Origin of the sequence: Paenibacillus wulumuqiensis (genome assembly GCF_000971965.1) — a bacterium.
Lineage (GTDB): Bacteria > Bacillota > Bacilli > Paenibacillales > Paenibacillaceae > Saccharibacillus > Saccharibacillus wulumuqiensis.
Genome location: NZ_KQ040793.1, coordinates 65,568 through 86,115 on the forward strand (window position 1 = coordinate 65,568; position 20,548 = coordinate 86,115).

Annotated in this window: 21 protein-coding genes; 12 read left to right on the forward strand and 9 right to left on the reverse strand. The window is 50.3% G+C overall.

The genetic code is table 11. From position 1 onward, the window contains the following. Positions 1-143 precede the first annotated feature (143 nt). The 8 genes from WH45_RS03300 (at position 144) to WH45_RS03335 (ending at position 7,471) form a co-directional block, all read left to right on the forward strand. Complete coding sequence (locus tag WH45_RS03300; protein WP_046213286.1) at positions 144-1,382, forward strand: amino acid permease; 1,239 nt, start codon at positions 144-146, stop codon at positions 1,380-1,382. A gap of 207 nt (positions 1,383-1,589) precedes the next feature. Further along, positions 1,590-2,108 (forward strand): hypothetical protein, encoded by a 519-nt coding sequence (locus tag WH45_RS22725; protein ID WP_052723602.1) that lies wholly within the window; start codon positions 1,590-1,592, stop codon positions 2,106-2,108. 331 nt (positions 2,109-2,439) lie between these two features. Next, positions 2,440-3,213 carry a response regulator transcription factor gene (locus WH45_RS03310; protein ID WP_046213001.1) on the forward strand — a complete coding sequence of 258 codons (774 nt, stop codon included), beginning with the start codon at positions 2,440-2,442 and terminating at the stop codon, positions 3,211-3,213. Beyond that, complete coding sequence (locus WH45_RS03315; RefSeq protein ID WP_046213002.1) at positions 3,210-4,589, forward strand: sensor histidine kinase; 1,380 nt, start codon at positions 3,210-3,212, stop codon at positions 4,587-4,589. Before WH45_RS03310 ends, WH45_RS03315 begins: the two co-directional genes overlap by 4 nt. Before the next feature lie 136 nt (positions 4,590-4,725). Next, on the forward strand, positions 4,726-5,004 hold the full coding sequence (locus WH45_RS03320) for a SunI/YnzG family protein (protein WP_046213003.1): 279 nt from the start codon (positions 4,726-4,728) through the stop codon (positions 5,002-5,004). A gap of 544 nt (positions 5,005-5,548) precedes the next feature. Then, complete coding sequence (gene speD / locus WH45_RS03325; protein WP_046213004.1) at positions 5,549-6,367, forward strand: adenosylmethionine decarboxylase; 819 nt, start codon at positions 5,549-5,551, stop codon at positions 6,365-6,367. Positions 6,368-6,369: 2 nt separating this feature from the next. After that, entirely contained in the window at positions 6,370-6,888 is a 519-nt protein-coding gene (locus WH45_RS22730) for a DUF6985 domain-containing protein (protein WP_052723603.1), read from the forward strand. Between the two features lie 193 nt (positions 6,889-7,081). Next, the gene (locus tag WH45_RS03335) at positions 7,082-7,471 is read left to right on the forward strand and encodes an MBL fold metallo-hydrolase (RefSeq protein WP_324292915.1); all 390 of its coding nucleotides are present in this window, start codon (positions 7,082-7,084) and stop codon (positions 7,469-7,471) included. Here WH45_RS03335 and WH45_RS23075 read toward each other — a convergent pair. From WH45_RS23075 to WH45_RS03350, 3 genes are all read right to left on the reverse strand, one after another. Then, complete coding sequence (locus WH45_RS23075; RefSeq protein ID WP_162198436.1) at positions 7,443-8,480, reverse strand: G5 and 3D domain-containing protein; 1,038 nt, start codon at positions 8,478-8,480, stop codon at positions 7,443-7,445. The two genes, WH45_RS03335 and WH45_RS23075, sit on opposite strands and share 29 nt — an antisense overlap. Positions 8,481-8,607: 127 nt before the next feature. Then, positions 8,608-9,252 (reverse strand): cyclodeaminase/cyclohydrolase family protein, encoded by a 645-nt coding sequence (locus WH45_RS03345; RefSeq protein WP_046213005.1) that lies wholly within the window; start codon positions 9,250-9,252, stop codon positions 8,608-8,610. 113 nt (positions 9,253-9,365) lie between these two features. Further along, on the reverse strand, positions 9,366-12,107 hold the full coding sequence (locus tag WH45_RS03350) for a PAS domain-containing hybrid sensor histidine kinase/response regulator (protein WP_235338284.1): 2,742 nt from the start codon (positions 12,105-12,107) through the stop codon (positions 9,366-9,368). Positions 12,108-12,450: 343 nt separating this feature from the next. Between WH45_RS03350 and WH45_RS03355 the strand changes: the two genes are divergently transcribed. Then, positions 12,451-13,437 carry a Gfo/Idh/MocA family protein gene (locus tag WH45_RS03355; protein WP_046213007.1) on the forward strand — a complete coding sequence of 329 codons (987 nt, stop codon included), beginning with the start codon at positions 12,451-12,453 and terminating at the stop codon, positions 13,435-13,437. Positions 13,438-13,660: 223 nt separating this feature from the next. On the opposite strand, the gene WH45_RS03360 is transcribed toward WH45_RS03355, so the two are convergent. Together WH45_RS03360 and WH45_RS03365 are read right to left on the reverse strand one after the other, a co-directional pair. Beyond that, complete coding sequence (locus WH45_RS03360; protein WP_046213008.1) at positions 13,661-14,098, reverse strand: HD domain-containing protein; 438 nt, start codon at positions 14,096-14,098, stop codon at positions 13,661-13,663. A 234-nt stretch (positions 14,099-14,332) separates the two neighbouring features. Further along, entirely contained in the window at positions 14,333-15,049 is a 717-nt protein-coding gene (locus WH45_RS03365) for a DUF4241 domain-containing protein (RefSeq protein WP_052723605.1), read from the reverse strand. Positions 15,050-15,566: 517 nt separating this feature from the next. On the opposite strand from WH45_RS03365, the gene WH45_RS03370 reads away from it, so the two are divergent. After that, positions 15,567-16,289 (forward strand): threonine/serine exporter family protein, encoded by a 723-nt coding sequence (locus WH45_RS03370; protein ID WP_046213291.1) that lies wholly within the window; start codon positions 15,567-15,569, stop codon positions 16,287-16,289. 42 nt (positions 16,290-16,331) lie between these two features. Continuing rightward, a complete protein-coding gene (locus WH45_RS03375) occupies positions 16,332-16,754 on the forward strand; it encodes a threonine/serine exporter family protein (RefSeq protein ID WP_046213292.1) in 423 nt (140 codons plus the stop codon). 146 nt (positions 16,755-16,900) lie between these two features. On the opposite strand, the gene WH45_RS03380 is transcribed toward WH45_RS03375, so the two are convergent. The 3 genes from WH45_RS03380 to WH45_RS03390 are packed head-to-tail and all read right to left on the reverse strand — an operon-like array spanning position 16,901 to position 18,771. Continuing rightward, positions 16,901-17,272 (reverse strand): hypothetical protein, encoded by a 372-nt coding sequence (locus WH45_RS03380; RefSeq protein WP_046213009.1) that lies wholly within the window; start codon positions 17,270-17,272, stop codon positions 16,901-16,903. 18 nt (positions 17,273-17,290) lie between these two features. Then, a complete protein-coding gene (locus WH45_RS03385; protein WP_046213010.1) occupies positions 17,291-17,788 on the reverse strand; it encodes a hypothetical protein in 498 nt (165 codons plus the stop codon). 8 nt (positions 17,789-17,796) lie between these two features. Next, positions 17,797-18,771 (reverse strand): DUF4261 domain-containing protein, encoded by a 975-nt coding sequence (locus WH45_RS03390; RefSeq protein ID WP_046213011.1) that lies wholly within the window; start codon positions 18,769-18,771, stop codon positions 17,797-17,799. A gap of 315 nt (positions 18,772-19,086) precedes the next feature. On the opposite strand from WH45_RS03390, the gene WH45_RS03395 reads away from it, so the two are divergent. Then, positions 19,087-19,605 (forward strand): DinB family protein, encoded by a 519-nt coding sequence (locus WH45_RS03395; protein ID WP_046213012.1) that lies wholly within the window; start codon positions 19,087-19,089, stop codon positions 19,603-19,605. Between the two features lie 247 nt (positions 19,606-19,852). On the opposite strand, the gene WH45_RS03400 is transcribed toward WH45_RS03395, so the two are convergent. Next, a complete protein-coding gene (locus WH45_RS03400; RefSeq protein ID WP_046213013.1) occupies positions 19,853-20,308 on the reverse strand; it encodes a hypothetical protein in 456 nt (151 codons plus the stop codon). Between the last annotated feature and the right edge of the window lie 240 nt (positions 20,309-20,548).

A 20,548-nucleotide genomic window follows, 5' to 3' on the forward strand; every position in this document is an offset into this window, starting at 1 on the left:
TTTTTCCGATGGGACTATTATCTGCTAACCTGTAGAAAATTACAAGGAAAGCAGGAACGCATATGTCATCTCTACCTGATCACACTCCTCCCTACACTGGTCATACAGCCGCGCAGCAGCCGGGACTACGGCATTCGATCGGCATGTCGCAGGCGGTCGCGCTGTATATCGGTGCTGTACTCGGCTCCGGCATACTGATCGCTCCCGGTCTGGCTGCACAAATGGCCGGCCCTTCTTCACTGATTGCCTGGGGCTTTATGACGCTGCTGATTCTGCCGATGGCGCTGTCCATGGGTCTGCTCTCTGCCCGCTTTCCGAATGCGGGCGGTGTATCGCATTTTGTGACGCTTGCCTTTGGTCCGCGTGCCGGGGCGCTGACAGGCTGGTTTTTCCTTATGTCCGTACCGATCGGCGCTCCTGTCGCTGCATTGACCGGGGCCGGTTATATGACAGCTGCGATGGGGTGGAGCGACTCCATTCGTATTCTGCTGGCTGCGCTGATTCTCGCTGCCGGGCTGGTCGCCAACTGGATCGGGATGCAGCTGGCAGGGCGCATTCAGATCGCTGTTGTGCTCTCCATTATTGCCGTACTGACCTTTGCCATTGTAGCGGCCATGCCGCATATGCAGATGGTTCACTTTACCCCGTTTCTGCCGCATGGATGGCTGCCGGTCGGACAGTCTGCCGCGATGCTGTTCTGGTGCTTTATCGGCTGGGAAGCGGTGTCCCATATGTCTGAAGAATTCCGTAATCCGCAGCAGGCAGCAGTGCGGGGAATTATGATTGCTGCCGTGATAGTGGGCATTCTGTATTTTCTGACTGCCCTGGCGGCAGTTGGCACACAGAGCTATCTTCATGGCGGCCCGGATACATCGCTCGTATGGATGATCAGCCTCACGCTCGGTCCATGGGGCGCCATACTCGCCGGACTCACCGGCCTGTTCATCTGTACAGCTACCATTATTGCCTATGTCGGTGCTGCCTCTCGGGTCGCCTATGCACTGTCCCGGCAGGGTTATGCACCGCGCTGGATGAGCAAACTGTCACAGCGGTATAGGACACCGGCAGGTGGTCTGGCTTTTCTGACCGGATGCTTTGCCGTTGTAATGCTGCTGTACGGCAGTCATGTTCTCTCGCTGTCCGTGTTGATTCAGCTGCCAAATGCCGCTTTTATCCTGACCTATCTGGCAGGCTGTGCAGCAGGTATACGACTGCTGCGCGGATACCGGGCAGGCGTGGTGATCAGCTGGATTTCCTTTGCTTCAACAGCAGTAATTTTCCCTTTTTCCGGCTGGGCTATTATGTATCCGGTTGGGATAGCGGCTGTTTTCCTGCTGATTCTGTGGCTGCACGCTAAACGTGGAACAGCGCATATTTTTTGAAGACCTTTTTCATATACTTTTCACACATCTCTCCCACGGTTCTCACATAATCGACTGGTAAGATGAATTTAAATCAGCAGTCAGTCATTCCGGAGCGAGCGCCTGACACCGACGGATACAGGACAGATACAGATCGTCCCCCGGACAGTATCTCTGCCCTCACTCCGGCTGACTGATTGCTTATATCCTACCAATGAGGTGACCCTGATGAAAAAATGGTCTAAAAACGCAGCAGCATTGTTAACAGCCGTAACTGTACTCGGAGGAGCAAGCAGCGTATTCGCCGCTACTCCTACTATCAATCCGGCACAACCAGCCAAAAAAGTAGAGTCCGCCAAACCGGCAGCCGCTTCCAAGCCGCTGATCGCCAAAGCACCTGTCACTTCCAAAACGTCCAGCACGATGAACAAAAAAGCGCCGGTGACCAAGAAAGCACCAGCCACCAAAAAAGCCGCTCATTCCACAGCCAAAAAAGCGACTCATAAAACCAAAACACACAAAACCAAAGCAGGCAAATCCGCCACTCACAAAGTAAGAGTGCACAAAAAAGCCGCTCACAAAGCCAAACATACTGCGCATAAAGCACGCACTACACACAAAGCGGCTGCTCATCATACCAAACAAGCGGCTCATAAAGCGCGTACTGCTCACAAAGTGACTGCCCACCATACAAAAAAAGCGGTTCACCAAGCACGTACTGCTCACAAAACAGCTGCACACAAATAAAAGTGATACTGTAAACACACTGCCTTACACAAGAGGAATATTGTAAATACACTGCGTCATGCTCACACGCTAACTCTTTATCATTCAGGTATGGTTCCCGATTGAAAGGGTTGAACGGTTACTAAAACTTGCTGCAAAAAGGCGGAATGCTCTTCTGAAGAGTTTCCGTCTTTTTGGCATCATCCAGCTTTGGTGATGATCGCAATCACCAAGCTTACCGGAAGACTTTTCCAACTTTGAAAAGTTCTCTGTTCATCTGTTACATTAACATTTACATAAACATCTGCTATCGTACATGAGCTATTTATTTCCCTGTAAAGGTGGACTTGGCATGACCCGTATATTTGTCGTGGATGACGATCCTTACATCCTCCAACTGATCAGCAGCTATTTGATCAAGGAACAATATGAAGTGTCTTCGTTCGCACACGGACGAGAGCTGCTGGAGCATGTCCGTGCCCTGCAGCCGGACTGTCTGATTCTCGATATTATGATGCCGGGCATCGATGGGCTGACGCTGCTGACCGAGCTGCGGACCTTTACCGAGATTCCTATCATTATGATCTCTGCGCGCGGAGAAGAAGTCGATCGGCTGAATGGGCTGGAGCTGGGCTGCAACGATTTTCTGAGCAAGCCGTTTAATCCGCGCGAGCTGGTCGCCAGGGTCAAAAGTATGCTCCGGTTAATCCACAGCAGCAAACTGGCCGCTGAAGCCGCCGTTCTCTCGGCATCGGAATCTGCGGACGCAGTGAATGCAGCCGGGCATCTGACGGATGAAACGCCATGTCCACTGAACGCTGGCTATATCAGTGCTGGTAATCTGCAGATCTCCGAAGAATTCCGACAGGTCATTGTACAGGGACATGAACTATCCCTCACTGCCCGTGAATTTGAACTGCTGCTGTTCCTCGCCAATCATCTGCAGCGGCCGTTCAGCCGGGAACAGTTGATCCAGCAGGTGTGGAATTACGACTTTTTCGGTGAAGTGCGTGTCGTGGATGATCTGGTCAAACGAATCCGCAAAAAGCTCGTGCAATACCACTCTACATTAACGATTGATACCGTCTGGGGCTTCGGCTACAAAGCGGCTGTTCATGAATCATGAAAACGATCCGCAGCAAAATGCTGCTGGCGCTATGCGCAGGCATGCTGGTGACGGTCGCCATTACCGTACTGCTGTTTATCCGGCTGATCGATGATCTGCTGCTGAATCAGGTCAAGCATCAGCTTAATGAACAGACGATCAAGGCGGTGCATATTCTAAATAACGATGATATGGACAGTCTGGACAGCGACAGCTTCCGCTTTTTTATCAAAGATACACTGTTTTATGCAGATTATTTTGTGCTGGATATGCAAAATAAAGTCGTCGCCTCCAGCAACTCCGCTGAAGTCGGCACACAGATGAACGGCTTCCCGGCCAATCGGGAAGGCATTATGCAGCTGCATGATACCAAGGTACTGTACAGTGAAGCCAGGCTGACGCATCAGCCGTTCCGGGTCATATTGTATTCGCCGCTCTCCTCGCTGCGTGCGCTTTATATCCCGCTGCTGCGGACGACCCTGCTGTCGATTGCAGCCAGCTTTATCGTGATTTTGCTGATTGGTCTGTTTGCTGTATGGCGCATGGTGCAGCCGCTTAACCGGTTAAAGGAAGCGGTGAGCGCCTATGAACCTCATCGTATGTCCAAAGAGCCGTTTTTGCAGGCGGATCATACCGAGATCGGCGAGCTGATCAGCACCTTTCAGCTGATGGCCAACCGGCTGCAGCTTCATCATCGGCATCAGCTGGAATTTCTGCAAAATGTCTCCCATGAACTCAAGACACCCTTGATGTCCATTCAGGGATATGTATATGCGATACAGGATCAGGTGCTGCCAACGGCACAGGGACTGCATATTATCTCGACCCAGTCACAGCGTCTGATCGATATGGTGGGCAAGCTGCTTCAGCTGTCCCGCCTGGAGAGCGTGGATGAGGAATGGCCGGTCACCCGGATCGATCTGCGCAGTATGCTTGAAGAAGCGGTGTACCTACTGCTGCCCAATGCCCAGCAGCAGGGAATTCAGCTGCATGCACAGGGTGAATCACAGTCTGTCGAGGTAGCGGCGGAGCAGCTGTTTCAGGTACTGCTGAATCTGCTGCAAAATGCGGTGCGTCATACGAAAGAGCAGGTGATTCTCTCCCTGGAACAGCCGGAGCACTCTCAGATTGACTGGATTATCCATGTGGATGACGATGGACCGGGCATTGCCCCCGAAGAGCAAGAGCATATTTTCCAGCGCTATTATGCCGGGACCAATGGAGTGACCGGATTGGGACTGGCAATCAGCAGTCAGATCGCTTCCCGGCTGCACGCCGAACTAACCTGCGGCACGTCACCGATTGGAGGCGCCCGCTTTACCCTGATTCACTATCGGACTGATCCTGCCCCATCTTCACCTGATTCAATCATGCCACATCCTCATAAAGGTGCTTGACACCAGGGTCTGATTGGGTAATCTAATGGTATAGAGGCTGTATAATCATTGCTGAGACGCTGCGTGCTATCCATTGATTAGACAGCCTCTATATGCAGATACAACATCCCGATCACGTGGAAAAGGAGGAATTACGATGTCTGGTATCAGAGTTGCCCGCGATGAAGAGCAGCTGGTCATTGACTGGCAGCGATCCAAGATTGAAATCCCTCTCGGTGAGGCCGTCCATGTCGCTGTTGATCAAGATGTATTCAATTCCGATGACCATCCGGCTCTGCTCAAATGCCCGTATGGCACCCGGAAGCGAATCGTCATTCAGACGTCGCCGAATACGTATCTCGTACTGAACGACAAGTATATCTCTGTCATGAACAAATCCCAATTCGGCAGCCATAGTCTGAAAACACCAGTCTGAGCAGTGTCTAAATCCCTGTTCTCTTTCCCCTGCTATTTGTGACTCGTCATTTCATGACATCCTTCCGGTCCCTGCAGGCAGATGGTTGGGTGACCAGCTGCAGGCTGAGCTCCGTCTTCTGCCTGCTTCCGGACTGGAAAAGGATGGCCTACCGTAGAAGTCGTTCAATGATTCGTCTCGGATAAACTATCATCCGGGGACAAGACTGATTTCCCGGCTGGTCCGCTCATCTGCCATCATGCCACCTTGTACATACAAGATAAGCAAGCTGCTCTGGATATCCTGTACATCATCTGTTATCATGGGTGCGTATGTGATCAACAGATTCCCGAGCAGATTCAGCAGCATCCCGGATCAGATCCGGCAAGATCGGCTTCTGTTTTTGAATGAGTAGATTGGGTAAATTAACAGTGTTTCAACCGGGGCGCATATGCGATTATGCTGACTGGCTAAGTTGATGGCTGTCCATCCAATCCTTGTATCTCATCTATGACATCAACAACATCCATACACCCACACTCATTGATAACAGGGGGTAACCAATATGGGGTTAACCAAGCAAGAACGTATCCAGCTGCACAATTTTAACAACCTGACCAAATCACTCAGCTTCAATATGTATGATATCTGCTACACCCGTACCAAAGAAGAACGGGAAGCATATCTGGAATATATTGATGAGCAATACAATGCCGACCGTCTGAGCAAAATTCTGACCAATGTATCGGATATTATCGGGGCTCACGTACTGAACGTGGCCAAGCAGGATTATGTGCCACAGGGTGCCAGTGTAACGATGCTGATCTCCGAAGGACCGGTAGAGACGGCGCCGAATGCTTCATTCGAAGAATCACCAGGTCCGCTGCCCGAGCATGTACTGATGCATCTGGACAAAAGCCATATCACGGTGCATACGTATCCGGAATATCACCCTGACGAAGGAATCAGTACGTTCCGCGCGGATATTGACGTGTCCACCTGCGGCGAGATCTCCCCGCTCAAGGCGCTGAACTTTATGATCCATTCCTTTGATACGGATATTATGACGATGGATTACCGGGTTCGCGGCTTTACACGTGATATCGAAGGCCACAAGCTGTTTATCGATCATGATATCAGTTCCATTCAGAACTTTATCCCGGACGAGGTTCAGGATATGTACCATATGATCGATGTGAACGTATATCAGGAAAATATTTTCCACACCAAATGCAAACTGAAAAAATTCGATCTGGATAACTATCTGTTCGGCTATACCAAGGAGTCCCTCTCCGAAGAAGAACAGGCACAGATCACCAAAAGACTGACCCGCGAAATGGATGAAATCTATTACGCCAAAAATATGGACGATAAGGACGAGTAGGAATGAGTCACGAACTACTGACTGATGTACAGCATCATGAAGATTATCGTGAAGCACAATTCTTCTCTCCCCTATTTCAGCGAAATGTCTCTGTGCACCTGATGGACACAGAGACTCCGCTGGAGTATGCAGCTGTTTGTGCGGCTGCATTCAATGCACTGAACTCTGCACAGCTACGGCAGCTGTATCGTTACAGCCGGGACTACTGCCTTGATTTCTGTGAATATGTCGGTGAGACGCCGCCGGAGATCAATCAGCCAGAAGACATTTTGCCGCTGATCCAGCCGCTCGCTCTATCAATTCCGTCAATCTCTGCCGAAGAGGCTGTACAGACAGCGCCGGTGATTCATCTGGAGCTGGACTGTGACTGGGAACCGGAGCACGGGCTGGAATGGCTAATCCGGGATGGGCAGATTCTGTATGTCGGCAGCTGCGAAATGCTGCAGGAATGGCAGCCTGAATCCTATTATGCGGACTATGCACTTAATTATGTATTTGGGAATACATACGACGATCTCTAGAAGATCCGAAATACTTCCCTCGGACGGGCACCGACTTCAATCGGTGTCCTTTTTGTTATGCTTTTACAGCGTGAATATGTCCCGTAGCTTTGCATATATCCTATAACTTTGAATAGGTTCGTATCTATTGTGCATGCTTATTCGTTTTCTTGATTGCAGGCCAAACTATCATATCCGAAAAGGAGAACGAACCATGAAAATTGCCAATGGAGTAACCATGCTTGAACTTCAGATTGAATCTTTCGCCGGTCCTCAGGAGCTGAATCCCACGCTTGTCTGGGACGAGGATCATACGGTGCTGATTGACACGGGCACTCCCGGACAAGGGGAATTGATTCGGATAGCGATAAACGATGCCGGAGTTCCTTTTGAAAAATTAAATGTTATTATTTTGACGCATCAGGATATTGACCATATTGGCAGCCTTCCCGAGATTCTGCAGGCAGCTCATTCGCACATTGAGTTTACGCTCATGAAATCGAGAAACCCTATATTACAGGAAAGCTTTATAGCGTGGACGGTGTCTTACAAGGACCTCATCTCCCGCAATTGCGTTATGTATCCGGTTGGTCGGGTCCGATGACGTACACCCTAACGCCTGATTTCCGTCCAAATGACCGGGCTGCATCCAGATCTTTCATGTATACGTCTATTTTATTGCCTTTGATCGCACTGCCGGTATCTTCCGCTTTGCGGTAGCCCACGCCTTCGATATACATCCACCAGCCCATGGGGATCACCCGGGGATCTACAGAGACGGTCTGCCCCTCGGCTACGATAGCTCCGGAGGCGGTCACTCCATAACCGGCATCTCCCGGCTGCTTGCCCGTACTCTCCAGCCCGGCCGTATAGGCAGTCAGCTCGGCTTGCAGTGTATAGCGGTAAGACTTTACAGGCGATGATGCCGCACCAGCTGCGATCTGTGAATCGGCTGGCTGGCGAGTGGAAACGGATAGATCAGGACTGCTGCCGGGATAATCATGATTTATCTCCACATCAGCGGATGTGGGAACAGACACAGCTGCTGGTGTGGAGACAGACAGAGCTGGAGTGCTCGGTGCAGGTTCTCGTGTACCCACGGCAACCACCTGTGGATGGTAAGGCTGCACTGTTTCTCTGGAAATGATCTGGTCGGATACGGCCATTCCATCATTTATTCCAGCCAGACGGGTCAGTCTTACCAACCCGGTCTGACCGCTCTGGATAATCTGCTGCTGCCCCTGTGCCAGCTGTGGATCATTGTAATAGACCGTCTCATACGGAATAGATTCCACCGTTACCGTCTGCTGCCGGGTTACCCGGGTAATGCGGATAGTCATCCGGTTATGCAGCGGTGTATCGGCCTGCGGCTGCAGCAGATCATCAGGTGCCAGCTCGATATGCTGCTGGCGAAGTACATCGCTGACCGTACTCCCATACGTTTGGACACTATACTGACGTCCATCAGCCAGAACGGATACTACCGACGCAGCTGGAGGATGCTCTTCAGGCTGCAGTGAAGTGGAATACATATACAGCAGGATAATGCCGATCAGAAAGGCGGCACCTACAAATAGCAGCACAGGTGCCAGTACAGGATAGCGGTAATACATGGCAGACGATCTCCTTTCACAACAAAAAAGCACCAGACCCCCATATTGAGGAGTCTGGTGCTTCCAGTTCCGAATCATTGATTTTATTTTCTACAGTATAGCTGCAAAATGTCCATTTGCCAATAGATTAAACCACACGTGCCATAATACGTGCCTGCACCTGCTCCAGCAGCACGCTGCGCCGTTCATTGACCTTGTCCATCAATTCCATGCACTGTCGTTCATAGACTGCCCGCTGCTCCGCATTTTGCAGGGTGACGAGGTTGATCTGTACCGTCAGCATCGAGGAACGTGCCGCCGCCTCGAACAGGATGATACCGATACCGATATCGGACAATACGGTATGGTTGCATACATCGATCAACGGAGCTGCGCTGTACAACCCGTACAGACAGCATTCCATCAGCTTCAGCGGTGTATCAATCGCCTGAATTTTCATGTCATATACGGTCTCCTGACGCTCTTCCTGCTGTTCAGGAGTGCGATGCGGCATCCGCAGCGCTTCGATATACTGTCCGAAAGCTTCGATATCCTTGGCCATCAGCCATTCGCAGGCTGAAGAAATATACTCCATGTCCTGCAGCGCCTGAGCCACATGCTGTTCAATCTGCTCGTATCCTTCTCCCTGGGAAAAGTTGGCTGTCATCGACGTCATCGCTGCAGCCAGTGCTGCGACAATCGAGGATACACTTCCACCGCCGGGCGTAGGCTCCGATCTGGCAAGCTGTTCCATAATTCTGCGTAGAGGCTCATCCCATGATACTGTGTTCATTCCGATCCCTCCCATAATCAAAGCCTGGTCTTTCTGTATGTTACTTACCCGTTTTACCCGAATAGAACATCTCCCTGTCAAAAACCGGCGGACCATGACACCTGTTCGGAACTCTATGGATGCAAATGGTCGCTCAGTTCGGCTTTGGGTCTGTTTTTCTGTTCAATCAGCATTCTATGAATCTCGGCCGGATGAATCGGCTTGGCGATCACATCCAGCATACCGCTCTGCAGGCACTCTTCCCGGATATCACTGCCCACATTGGCTGTAACCGCCACAATCGCTGGTCTTGCTTCTGTTGGCAGCAGCTGCTGGATCAGATTGGAGACTGCAATGCCATCCATCATCGGCATATGCACATCCATAAATACGAGATCATAATGATGGCGCACGATCGCCGCATAAGCTTCAACTCCATTGCTTACCGTATCAACCTTACAGCCGAATTTCTGGATAATATCCTCCATCAGCTGCTGATTGACCGGATGATCTTCTGCCACCAGCACGGACAGGTCCGATACATCGATCTGGTCACGACTGATCCATTCCAGATCAACCCCTGCAGCCTGTTCCGGCTCTGCATCTTCGGTCTGTTGTGTACCCGTCCATGCGCAGGGCAGGATAAAGCGGAAAATGGAGCCCACGTGTTCACGGCTCTCCACCTGGATCGATCCGCCCATCAGCTCGATCAGCTTTTTGCAGATGGACAGACCCAGTCCGGTCCCCCCATATTTGCGGTTCAGCGCAGGATGAAGCTGGGAAAAGGAATGGAACAGCAGATTCTTCTTGTCCTCCGCAATGCCGATGCCGGTATCCTCGACCAGGAATTCCAGCATAAGCTGCTTTTTCTCACTGTCTTCATACAGCTTGTTCACAATAATGCCTACCGTTCCCTGATCCGTGAATTTGATGGCATTGCCGACCAGGTTGCTCAGAATCTGCCGCAGCCGGTCCGGATCGCTTACGATCTTGTGCGGCAGATCCGGTGCTACATACCAGGACAGATCCAGCTTTTTCTCCATGGCGGCAGGCATGAACAGCTCTGCCACATTCGCTACCAGCGTCTCCAGTTCAAATTCTTCAGGCTCTAACGAGAATTTGCCGGCTTCGATCTTGCTGAAATCCAGAACATCATTCAGGATACGCATCAGCGAGGTGCCGCTGCTGCGAATAATCTCCGCATAATCCCGCTGCATCTCCGTCAGATCAGTTTCAAGCAGCAGATTGGTCATGCCGAGTACACCATTCATTGGCGTACGAATCTCATGACTCATCATCGCGAGAAAGTCGGATTTGGCCGAAGCTGCCTGCTCCGCCAGTTCTTTTTGCCGCAGCACTTCACGTTCATTGGTAATATCACGGAATACGATGACTGCTCCCTGAATCTGGTCCTTGTCAATAATCGGATTCACATTGTACTCTACCAAGCAGCTGGAACCGTTCTTTTTCCAGAAGATTCCCTCCTTGATGGAACGTGCAATGCCATCGCTTATTGTTGCACAGATTGGACATTCCTCGGTCGAATACGGGACGCCTCCCGGTGCAGATGGATTGATGACATGATGACTGTAATGTCCGTTGAATTCCTCCTGGGGAAAGCCCAGCATATGCAGAGCAGCCGGATTGGTGAACATGACTTTGCCTTCCTTGTTCAGTCCGAAAATACCTTCCGATACGGAGCTCAAAATCAGGGCATGTTCATAACCCAGTTTCTCCAACTGCCGGATATATTGCTTGCGCTCGGTCACATCAGTGGCAATCCCGTAGACCCCTACAATCTCGGAGTCCACGATAATCGGCACATTGATCACATTGATGTCAATCACTTTACCACTGCTGTGAACAATGGTTGTCTCGTAATTTTGCGGAATGCCACTGCGCGCTGCTTCAAAATGACGATTGGTAGCTTCCATTTTCTCCGGCACAATAATATCACGAAACGACATTTGCATGATCTGTTCCAGCGGATAGCCGAGCAGCATGGCCAGATTGCCATTGCTTGATGTATAATTGCCTTCCATATCAAAGGAATATACGCTGGCCGGATTATACTCGAACAGCGACTTGTAGCGCTGTTCGCTCTCCTGCAGCTGACGTTCCGCCTGCTTGCGATCGGTAATGTCGCGGGATACCGCAATAATTTCTTCTATATCCCCGGTGACTTCGTTATAGCTGTACCGGCCTGTACTCTCAATCCAGACGTAATGTCCGTCTTTGGCCCGAATGCGGTAGGAGACCGTGTACGAACCTTCTATACTTAGAATTCTTTCCAAATAACGGGTTACCGCTTCAACATCATCCGGATGAAAAAAATCATATGCACTTTTCCCTATCAATTCTTCGGGGTTATATCCGAGTATGGTTTTGCAGGCAGGTGACGCATACAAATAAACAGCCTTTTCATCCGCCATATGTCTGGAAATAAAATCAAGAGAGTGCTCAGAGATAAGCCTAAATTCCTTTTCGCTTTGCCGAACCTGATTGGCCATCACTTTTTGTGAGGTGATATCTCGGCAGATGCCATAAATTCCTATAATCTCTCCGGTGTGATAGATGGGGGTAAATGTAATCTGCAGCCAGATTTTGGAACGGTTCTTGTGCAAGGCTTCCAGTTCCATGGTTGAAGCCTTGCCCTCCAATGCCTGGCTAATCGAAGATTGCAGAGGCTCTATAGTACTACAGGTCTGCGCAGGCCTCTCCATTAGAAGATATAACTCTTCAAAATCATATCCTGTCATATGCTGAATGGCAGGGTTCGCACAGACTAGTATTCCTGAATAATCAAGAATCAGCATACCATCCGGCGACTGGGTAAATAATGAATCCTGTAAAGCACTTTCTGAAATCAGTTGCATAAGTAGTTCTGTATGATTCTGTTTCAAAAATACCTCTCTCCCTGTAGTTTGACTCAATCTATTTTTCCAAAATCATTTAGTTGTTAACACCTGGATTACATCCAATAATAATGGGAATATTGGCAAAAAACCAGACTTATTCCTTAATTACACTATATTCTCAAAGGGGACACATTCCTTTTGGCAGCCAATCGGAATGAATGAATCTGCAAAACAGACATAATCTTCAAGAACACTTTGTCAGGCTCCCTGCAAGTCGGGTATAATTAGACGGTACGCGATGATGGATGGAACTTATTTGAAAGTCCTAAGTCTTTATCACACCTATAGAAAGGACGATGGTATGGTCCGCTTTGGTATTATTGGTACTAATTTTATTACGGAACGATTCATTGAAGCCGCCAAACGTAATGACGATTTTGAACTGACTGCACTGTATTCACGCACGCCGGAACGTGCCAAGCAGTTCGGACGCAAGCATGAAATCAATCATCTGTTCACTGATCTGGAGGAGATGCTGAGCAGCGGGCAGGTGGATGCCATCTATATCGCCAGTCCCAACTCCCTGCACGCAGAGCAGGCTGTTCTCTGTATGGATCATGGCAAGCATGTACTCTGCGAGAAGCCGCTCGCTTCCAATGTGGCAGAGACACAGTCCATGATTGATGCGGCCAGACGGAACAATGTGGTGCTGATGGAAGCGATGAAGTCGACGATGATGCCGAACTTTGCCGCGCTGCGCAGCAGTCTGCCCAAGCTCGGACAGGTACGCCGCTATTTCGCCAATTACTGTCAGTACTCGTCCCGCTATGATGCCTATAAGGAAGGCAATATCCAGAACGCCTTCAAGCCCGAGTTCTCCAACGGTGCATTAATGGATCTGGGTGTCTACTGCATTTATCCGCTGGTGGCCCTGTTTGGTCGTCCCAACACGGTAAAAGCCACCGGTGTTATGCTGGAATCCGGTGTGGACGGTGAAGGCAGCATTGTCGTCTCCTATGATGATATGGATGCGGTTGTAATGTACTCCAAAATCACCGACTCTTCCCTTCCTTCCGAGATCCAGGGCGAATTGGGCAGCATCCGGATCGACAAGATCAGTGAGCCGAACCAGATTGTAATGACCTATCGCGGCGGTTATACGGAAGAGCTGCATGTCACCCAGTATGAACCACCGATGTATTACGAGATTCGCGAGTTCCTCGATCTGATCGCCGAAGGCCGTCAAGAATCCACTACCAATTCCTGGGAAAATTCCCTGATCACAGCCGAGATTATGGAAGAAGCCCGCAAGCAGCTGGGACTGATCTATCCAGCTGACCGCAAATGAATAACCGATTGAAATACTTTATTCTCTCCGCAGCATGCAAAAGGAAGACTACACCTCAAAGGGTAGCCTTCCTTTTTTGATTTCAATCTGATACATAATTTGGTAAGCCTCCTTATTAATATCGGATATAAAGTTAATAAATGAATAGTATGCCAATATATGTGAATGATTTTCGCAAAAAAAGAAAAAGAGAATTGCTCTCTTGCAAGCAATTCTCTTTCATTTAACGTGCAGTTTCCGTCTCGGTCATCAGCTCATCCAGCGCTTTGCCATACTTGCTAAGCCGCTCCATGTCTTTTTCGGAAGGCTCCACATTGCGGGAAGGGTCCATGTTATCTTCAATGTCCGCCATTTTGACCGTACGAGCCAGGGAGTTCTGCTTGGCCCGAAGAACGAAGTTCTCATAAGATTCATCTTCCCGGCGGCTCATCGCCTGAACCGCTTCAACGATTTCTTCGGAGAATCCTTCGGCTAACAGGTCATGAGCGGTCACATCCGTATCCTCCAGCACATCATGTAGGACAGCGACAATACGCGCTTCTTCCGAACTCATTTTGAGCATGACGCGCAGCGGGTGCAAAATATACGGCTGACCTGAACGGTCGTTCTGCCCGGAATGTGCACGGGTCGCAAGAATAATGGCTCTTTCCAGATTGCTCATCAGTACTCACATCCTTTGATATAAAATATACGAAAAAACTCTGCCTTTTAGTTATTACACAGGTTTAGCCGGATGAATCAGCTCATCCGGCTAAACCTGTATATGCATTGAACTGGATCATATCCTGTTCAAGCCAGGACAATAGGTACTGCCGGTTTCTTCTGCGGAAAACGAAAAGCTTCATCGCATGACTGCCATGAAGCTTTTCGTTTTCCTCTTATTCCTTTTGAACATTCAGTCCGGGTATACGTTAAAGTCCGTTACAAGCTGCACCGGGCTTCCATCCTCGGCATATCCGATATAGCTGTGATATACACCGTTGCCGAATCCGCTGGAAAAAAGAGCAATATTGTCTCCGGTCTCCAGTTCCGTGACCAGCCAGCTGCGGGATGGACGGAAAGATTCGATCGCTGCGGATTCCCATGCATCCATCAGTTCCTGGGCCATCTCGGGATTGTCCATCTCCTGCTGTTCGGACAGCCACTGATACGCCTGGGCATCCAGCAGGCTTCCGGTTCCGGAATCGACCGCATATCCCCAGCGGGCCTGTTCATACAGATTGTTCGGATCGGCATCCGGGCTGAATTCACGCTCCGCTCCTGCCCAGCGGGCTACCGGAGCATCGCCGAATACGACGCGTACAAAAGCAATACGCTCATCCACCAGATCTTCACGGCCTTCCTTGTACACGGCCGGATCGGTAATGCGGGCAATTGACAACTCGACAGGGAAAGATCCTTTAGGGAACACTTGCACAAATGGGGTTGACTCAATGAGGCTGTACGGATCATCGGCCACAATTTTACCTGTGGTCACGCGCAGCTCCCCGATAGACTTGGTATAAAAAGCAAGATTGCGTCTCTGGCCTCTCCAGAACTTGACCTGTTCCAGGTGAACACCTTCCCCGAACACTTCTTCCAGTACCTTACTCTCATGTATGACCTTGTCCATCTTTCTTTCCTCCCTCAGCAGTTAAGATAATATGCCACGCCAACATGTCATGTAACCTAGGCAGATCTGCACAGCAGAACAGCAATTCATCGACCGGACACAGATTGCTCGCAGTCTCCGTGCTACCACGTGAGGCAGTATGCCGCTCCAACTATCGCGTATGATAACGTCGGACACTTATGGATGATTGAGGATGACGCCAGTCGCTTTATAGTAGATTAAGTATCATTATACCCTTCTCAACCGCAGAAGGAACATTTTTTTATGACATATTCACAAAAATATATGGTTCAAATTTGGAAATCGGCAGTGGATGAATCGCTATGTTTTGTTTCCGCGTTCATTCTTCTTTTTCCGACAAAACGAAGATGGAATATGATTTTAGATGATGTGGATATAACAGTTATTGAATGATTTTCCGGTATCGCGCATAATGTGATAGATGAGTCATCAAGAGAGAGGATGGAGAAGGAGTTTGGAAGAATCGACAACCTTCAGCAGGGCGATCAATGAAATTATGGATACGTGCATGCTGGCCGGTCAGATCATGCTGCAGAGCGGTGCGGAAACGTACCGTGTGGAAGATACAATGACCCGTATTGCCAACTCCTACGGACTGCCGGGCGCGCACAGCTATGTGACTCCCACCGCGATCATGTTTTCGATTACCGGTGCGGAGAGTGCCCGGCTCGCGCGTATTCAGGAGCGTACGACCGATCTGCATAAAATTGCCCAGGTCAATGCCATCTCGCGGCAGATTAGCAGCGACCAGCTGGCACCGACCGAAGCCTTTCTGCTGCTCAAGGTGATCGAAGCCGGCCCTGCCGAGTATTCGCCCTGGATGAAAATGATTGCCGCAGCCATTTCCAGCGGCTGCTTTACGATTATGTTCCAGGGGAGCTGGGGCGATTTTATCCCGTCCATGATTGCAGGCTTTGCCGGCTATACGACGATGCTCTATTTGCATAAATGGGTTCAGGTCAAATTTTTCGCAGAGTTGTGCGCTGCCTTTATTATCGGTCTGCTGGCCTCACTGTTTATCGGCTATGGCTGGGGGAATGAACTCGACAAAATTATTATCGGATCGGTCATGCCGCTCGTTCCCGGGCTGCTGATTACCAATGCGATACGCGATCTGATGGCAGGTCATCTCGTATCCGGTATCTCCAAAGGAGCGGATGCCCTGCTCACCGCCTTTGCAATCGGTGCGGGAGTCGCCATCATTCTGACGTTCGTCTGACCTCGATGAACCGATAGATCAGGAAAGGAAGTTATGCCTACCATGCTGGCCCAGTTAATTACCAGCTTTATCGCTACCGCCGGCTTTGGCATTATTTTCAATGCACCACGACGCTCACTGCTGCAGTGCGGCGTTGCGGGTATGCTCGGCTGGATGGTCTATATGCTGCTGTACACGCACATTGATCCTGTGGGTGCCACCCTCATCGCCACATTTATTGTAGGCGGTATCAGCCAGGTATTTGCGCGCATTTACAAGACACCGGTCATTATCTTTAGTGTAGCAGGCGTGATCCCGCTCGTTCCCGGCGGACTCGCTTATAATGCGATGCGTTCCTTTGTGGAAAATAACTATGCAGCAGCGACCCAGCTGGCTGCGCAGGCGGCTATGCTGTCCGGTTCCATTGCGCTGGGACTCGTGTTATCCGAAGTATTCAACCAAATGATACGCCGTGCCGCCCGCTAAGGGGCTGCACGGCGTATTTGGCCTGCATTGGTTTATGGGACTCGCGTATGTGCGTATGTGTATCGTTTGGACTTAAAATGATTGATACAGGGGACTGTATTGTTCTGCAGATGACAGAATGCTTGATCCGCTCCATTGGTGGATCATCAGACCGGCAGCTCTCCCTGCACATAGTGTCCGGCAAGCTCTTGGATGAATTCGTGGTCCACGCCGAGCAGATGAGCGCAGAAGACCAGATCCATATCGTCGCTCACATAGGCAGCCAGCTCACTGCTGTCGAATGCCCGGATTATCTGGTCAAATGCCTGGCGGCACCACTCCTGTACCTGTTCTTCCTCTGCCGGCGTCAATCCTTCACGGCGCAGCTGCTGATAGGCGTGATTCCATGCTGTATCAAAATCCGCACTATCCCTGTAGTCCAGATACCGCTCGATATCGAGCTGCTCCCGCATATCCGGAGACAGCAGCGAACCATTGCCCAATTTGAATTGTAATTGCTGTATGATGGTTGCCTCCATGAGTATCCCCCTCTATGCTCAGGCAGGGCGGCAGGACAGCTTCACCCACTCGTTCACATCGTCAAAACCGATCACCACAGTCTTGAGCATATGTCCGGGATAACGATGCTCCATCGGAACGAACTGGGCGCATTCATCGTCCGCCACGATGCCAAAGGCATCATTGGGCAGGCTCAAAATAATGCCCTGCGGGTACATCACCTCGATTACTCCGGTAACTTTATCACCGATTTTGTAATGGGCTTTGACCTTGTCCCAGCCTTTCCGGTAAGGCCGCATCGCCTGCTCCCATACCCGTTCAAATTGTTCCTGCGAAATATCTTCGCCTTCCGCACCGTCCATGCTCTGGTCAAACTCCTGATCATACAGACAGAAATGAAGCTCTTCATCCGGTCGGCTGGATACGACCCAGCGCTCTTCATCCTCAATGACCTGACGCATCACCGTGCGGTCGTCGTCAATTTCAAAATAATAATTCTCGTCACTTTCCTCAAAGCGCAATCTGTAATATTCCATGCCGCTGCCTATCCCTGACTGCGGGAAGAGCGATTGGATTCCTGCATCCCCGCATAATACGCTTCTCCCGGATCTACGTCGAGTACGACCCGGCGCGGTCCAACCAGCGCATACTGATGTTCCACTCTCCAGCGCTGATCCTCATGCATGCCGATCGTCTCTCCGTCCGCAATAATATCGCCCTGATGATACAGATACTCCGCCGTATTCATAAGGAACTGAGCCACTTCCGCAGGTTCGATATCGTAGAAATGACACTGCACATCCGGTACGCCAAGCGCAGCCAGCCCGCGGCTGTCCATGACCATCTCCCGGCGTTCATTGTCCGACTGGATATTATACAGCCGGATATTCAATGCCCCATATAGTTCATTCCCCTGGCTGAATGCCTGCAGCAGTGCCTGCGGATCGACCAGTTTGTCGCTCTCCTTGTAATAAACCGCATCGCAGGGAGCGATCTCCAGAATCGCACGCAGCACATGGTTAAACAGCGGCAGCCTGCGCTGATGCGGCATTCCCCGGGCCATCATGTCGGTGAGCATCATCTCATAAGTGCAGCCTGCAACCGCATCTGCAACCTCCGGCCAGTGCCAGGATTGCTGGATCGCCGTCTCGTATTCTTCAGGCTGTACCGCGTTTTTGGATGGCATCAGCACTGTCTGAACAGGCATGGGTCCTTCCTGATATTCCAGTGTATGATTCAGATGGAAGAAATGGTAATGATCCTCCAGCGGTTCCTCGTTACCATTTGCAGAAGTATTGGCTTCCCAGACGGCCAGCGACTCTTGTTGTTCGTCCAGATCATCTGCCGTATTCAGCGGGCCGGTGTATTCCTGCACTTTGGCATACAGGGCTTCACGGTCGATGACCGGCTTTTGCCTGTATAGCAGCTTGGCGGTATAGATGGCCGCATATCCATAGTCTTGTTCAAGCCGCTGCTGTTCCTCCTGTGGGTCTGGTTGATTTGAATTGATCGGTTTCATTATTTTACCCCTTTCACTCTTGTCATCTGCCTGTCTATGATGGCTAGCCTATTATTACCCGCATGATAGCTGTTCTGAATTATTGTACCCAAAAATGGCATGATCGCGATTTATGTCATTGTAGAGCTGCCCTGTTTCAGGGAAAATCAGCATGTACAAGTATGTAAGGTCAGGAACAATTGTTATTTTCGCTTCAAATGTTATATAATCCTCTTCATCGCAAAGAGTTACATTTTTTTCCACTCCATTTCTGCTGTGCGATACAGCCACAGCAATTGATACTAACGCGTTTACTTATTGAAGGAGGTTATACTTATGCTGCATCCCAACACGATCAAAGTCCGCGAACAAATCTGGAGCTTTGCCGACTCGCTGGATGAACCGATACTGAATGAACACGCCCGTCCCGACCAGTGGACGATTGCCCAGGTTATGGAGCATCTGTACCTGATGGAGACAGCAATCACCGATCGGCTGATACAGACCCTGCAGCAGAATGGTCCTACACCGGCTCCCATTTCCGGGGCTACATCCACTCCATCTTTTCATCTGACACTGGACCGTTCCCGTCATACGCCTGCCCCTCCCGAACTCGTTCCGGCGGATAAACATCTGACGCTGACTGAACTGCGCACCCGATTGGATCGTTCCCGCAGTCGTCTGGAAGAGACGATTGCCGCAGCCAGCAGCGAAGATCTGCGCGGCAAAACGATGAACCATCCGATATTTGGTCCACTGACCCTGGAAGAATGGCATGAATTTGTCGGTCTTCATGAGCAGCGCCATCTGGAGCAGATGAAAGAGATCCAGGCTGCGCTTGGCAGTACCGGATAACTCCGAACCGACTTTGGTCGCTTGCAGATGCTGTGGTACGAAAATGCATTCCAAGCGGACTGCAGCAGCGCTCAATATTCAAACAGACTGCTGCCCGGTTACCTGTTCGCCTCCTGTATCTTGTGAGGTGGACGGGTGAGCGGGCTATTTGGGATTTCAGATGGCTGTATTCTCATAAATGCCGCTATGACTTGTAGCACTCACTATATATGCATCCTGCCTTCGGATACCGGCAGCAATCAGCCATTTAGATGTGCAGCGTTGATTCGATCATCCGATATTCATAACCGGAAGAAATAACCTCGATATGGCTGTCATAGCCCATAATCAGATAATGCTGCAGACCAAGCCGATGATGGGGATCGAAAAGGTTTTCTTTATCGCGGAGGATGGCGGAATTGTCGATCCGGTACAATCCGGGCTCCGGATGATAGCCGTGTCTGCTCCAGAAGGACAGTACATTATCAGGAGCTGACGGCATTTCGATATGGCCGTGATTCATTTCAAAAAAGTTCATTGTTACACATCGCAGCTCTGCTACCGTACGGAATTGCAAGAGCATCTCGCGGTAATGATTCTTCTCTACATCCTCCCTTTGCTGGATATCGATCCGGACGCTGACCCCGCCGGACTCCGTATAGGTCACTTCAAGATCGGTAGCCGTTATGCGAAAATCGACTTGTTCGGGAATTAGACTGATCATAAATTTTCTCCATTCCTGGTCTGTGCCGGGCTGCCGGCTGCAGTCCGTTTACTTGGATACCTTTTGCCGCTGGCCTCGCGGATTGTTCATTTCCTTTACCGATGCCAAAAGCGTTATCATTATGAGCGATTATATCACCTCCCGCCCTGCTGACCTAACCGTTCGATCATGCCTGCGGCTTTTCCTGAACGGGATTAACCGCTACAATAGAAAGAGTGATATTGCCCGCCAAGGGTAATG

Excerpts from the sequence above, each read along its gene's own strand:
- WH45_RS03355 (WP_046213007.1), top strand. The coding sequence starts at position 12,451 with ATGGTCCGCTTTGGTATTATTGGTACTAATTTTATTACGGAACGATTC.
- WH45_RS03380 (WP_046213009.1), bottom strand. The coding sequence starts at position 17,272 with ATGGAGGCAACCATCATACAGCAATTACAATTCAAATTGGGCAATGGT.
- WH45_RS03315 (WP_046213002.1), top strand. The coding sequence starts at position 3,210 with ATGAAAACGATCCGCAGCAAAATGCTGCTGGCGCTATGCGCAGGCATG.
- WH45_RS22730 (WP_052723603.1), top strand. The coding sequence starts at position 6,370 with ATGAGTCACGAACTACTGACTGATGTACAGCATCATGAAGATTATCGT.
- WH45_RS03385 (WP_046213010.1), bottom strand. The coding sequence starts at position 17,788 with ATGGAATATTACAGATTGCGCTTTGAGGAAAGTGACGAGAATTATTAT.
- WH45_RS03390 (WP_046213011.1), bottom strand. The coding sequence starts at position 18,771 with ATGAAACCGATCAATTCAAATCAACCAGACCCACAGGAGGAACAGCAG.
- WH45_RS03335 (WP_324292915.1), top strand. The coding sequence starts at position 7,082 with ATGAAAATTGCCAATGGAGTAACCATGCTTGAACTTCAGATTGAATCT.
- speD (WP_046213004.1), top strand. The coding sequence starts at position 5,549 with ATGGGGTTAACCAAGCAAGAACGTATCCAGCTGCACAATTTTAACAAC.
- WH45_RS03395 (WP_046213012.1), top strand. The coding sequence starts at position 19,087 with ATGCTGCATCCCAACACGATCAAAGTCCGCGAACAAATCTGGAGCTTT.
- WH45_RS03320 (WP_046213003.1), top strand. The coding sequence starts at position 4,726 with ATGTCTGGTATCAGAGTTGCCCGCGATGAAGAGCAGCTGGTCATTGAC.
- WH45_RS03365 (WP_052723605.1), bottom strand. The coding sequence starts at position 15,049 with ATGGACAAGGTCATACATGAGAGTAAGGTACTGGAAGAAGTGTTCGGG.
- WH45_RS03350 (WP_235338284.1), bottom strand. The coding sequence starts at position 12,107 with ATGCAACTGATTTCAGAAAGTGCTTTACAGGATTCATTATTTACCCAG.
- WH45_RS03400 (WP_046213013.1), bottom strand. The coding sequence starts at position 20,308 with ATGATCAGTCTAATTCCCGAACAAGTCGATTTTCGCATAACGGCTACC.
- WH45_RS23075 (WP_162198436.1), bottom strand. The coding sequence starts at position 8,480 with ATGTATTACCGCTATCCTGTACTGGCACCTGTGCTGCTATTTGTAGGT.
- WH45_RS03360 (WP_046213008.1), bottom strand. The coding sequence starts at position 14,098 with ATGAGCAATCTGGAAAGAGCCATTATTCTTGCGACCCGTGCACATTCC.
- WH45_RS03300 (WP_046213286.1), top strand. The coding sequence starts at position 144 with ATGTCGCAGGCGGTCGCGCTGTATATCGGTGCTGTACTCGGCTCCGGC.
- WH45_RS22725 (WP_052723602.1), top strand. The coding sequence starts at position 1,590 with ATGAAAAAATGGTCTAAAAACGCAGCAGCATTGTTAACAGCCGTAACT.
- WH45_RS03345 (WP_046213005.1), bottom strand. The coding sequence starts at position 9,252 with ATGAACACAGTATCATGGGATGAGCCTCTACGCAGAATTATGGAACAG.
- WH45_RS03370 (WP_046213291.1), top strand. The coding sequence starts at position 15,567 with ATGGATACGTGCATGCTGGCCGGTCAGATCATGCTGCAGAGCGGTGCG.
- WH45_RS03375 (WP_046213292.1), top strand. The coding sequence starts at position 16,332 with ATGCTGGCCCAGTTAATTACCAGCTTTATCGCTACCGCCGGCTTTGGC.
- WH45_RS03310 (WP_046213001.1), top strand. The coding sequence starts at position 2,440 with ATGACCCGTATATTTGTCGTGGATGACGATCCTTACATCCTCCAACTG.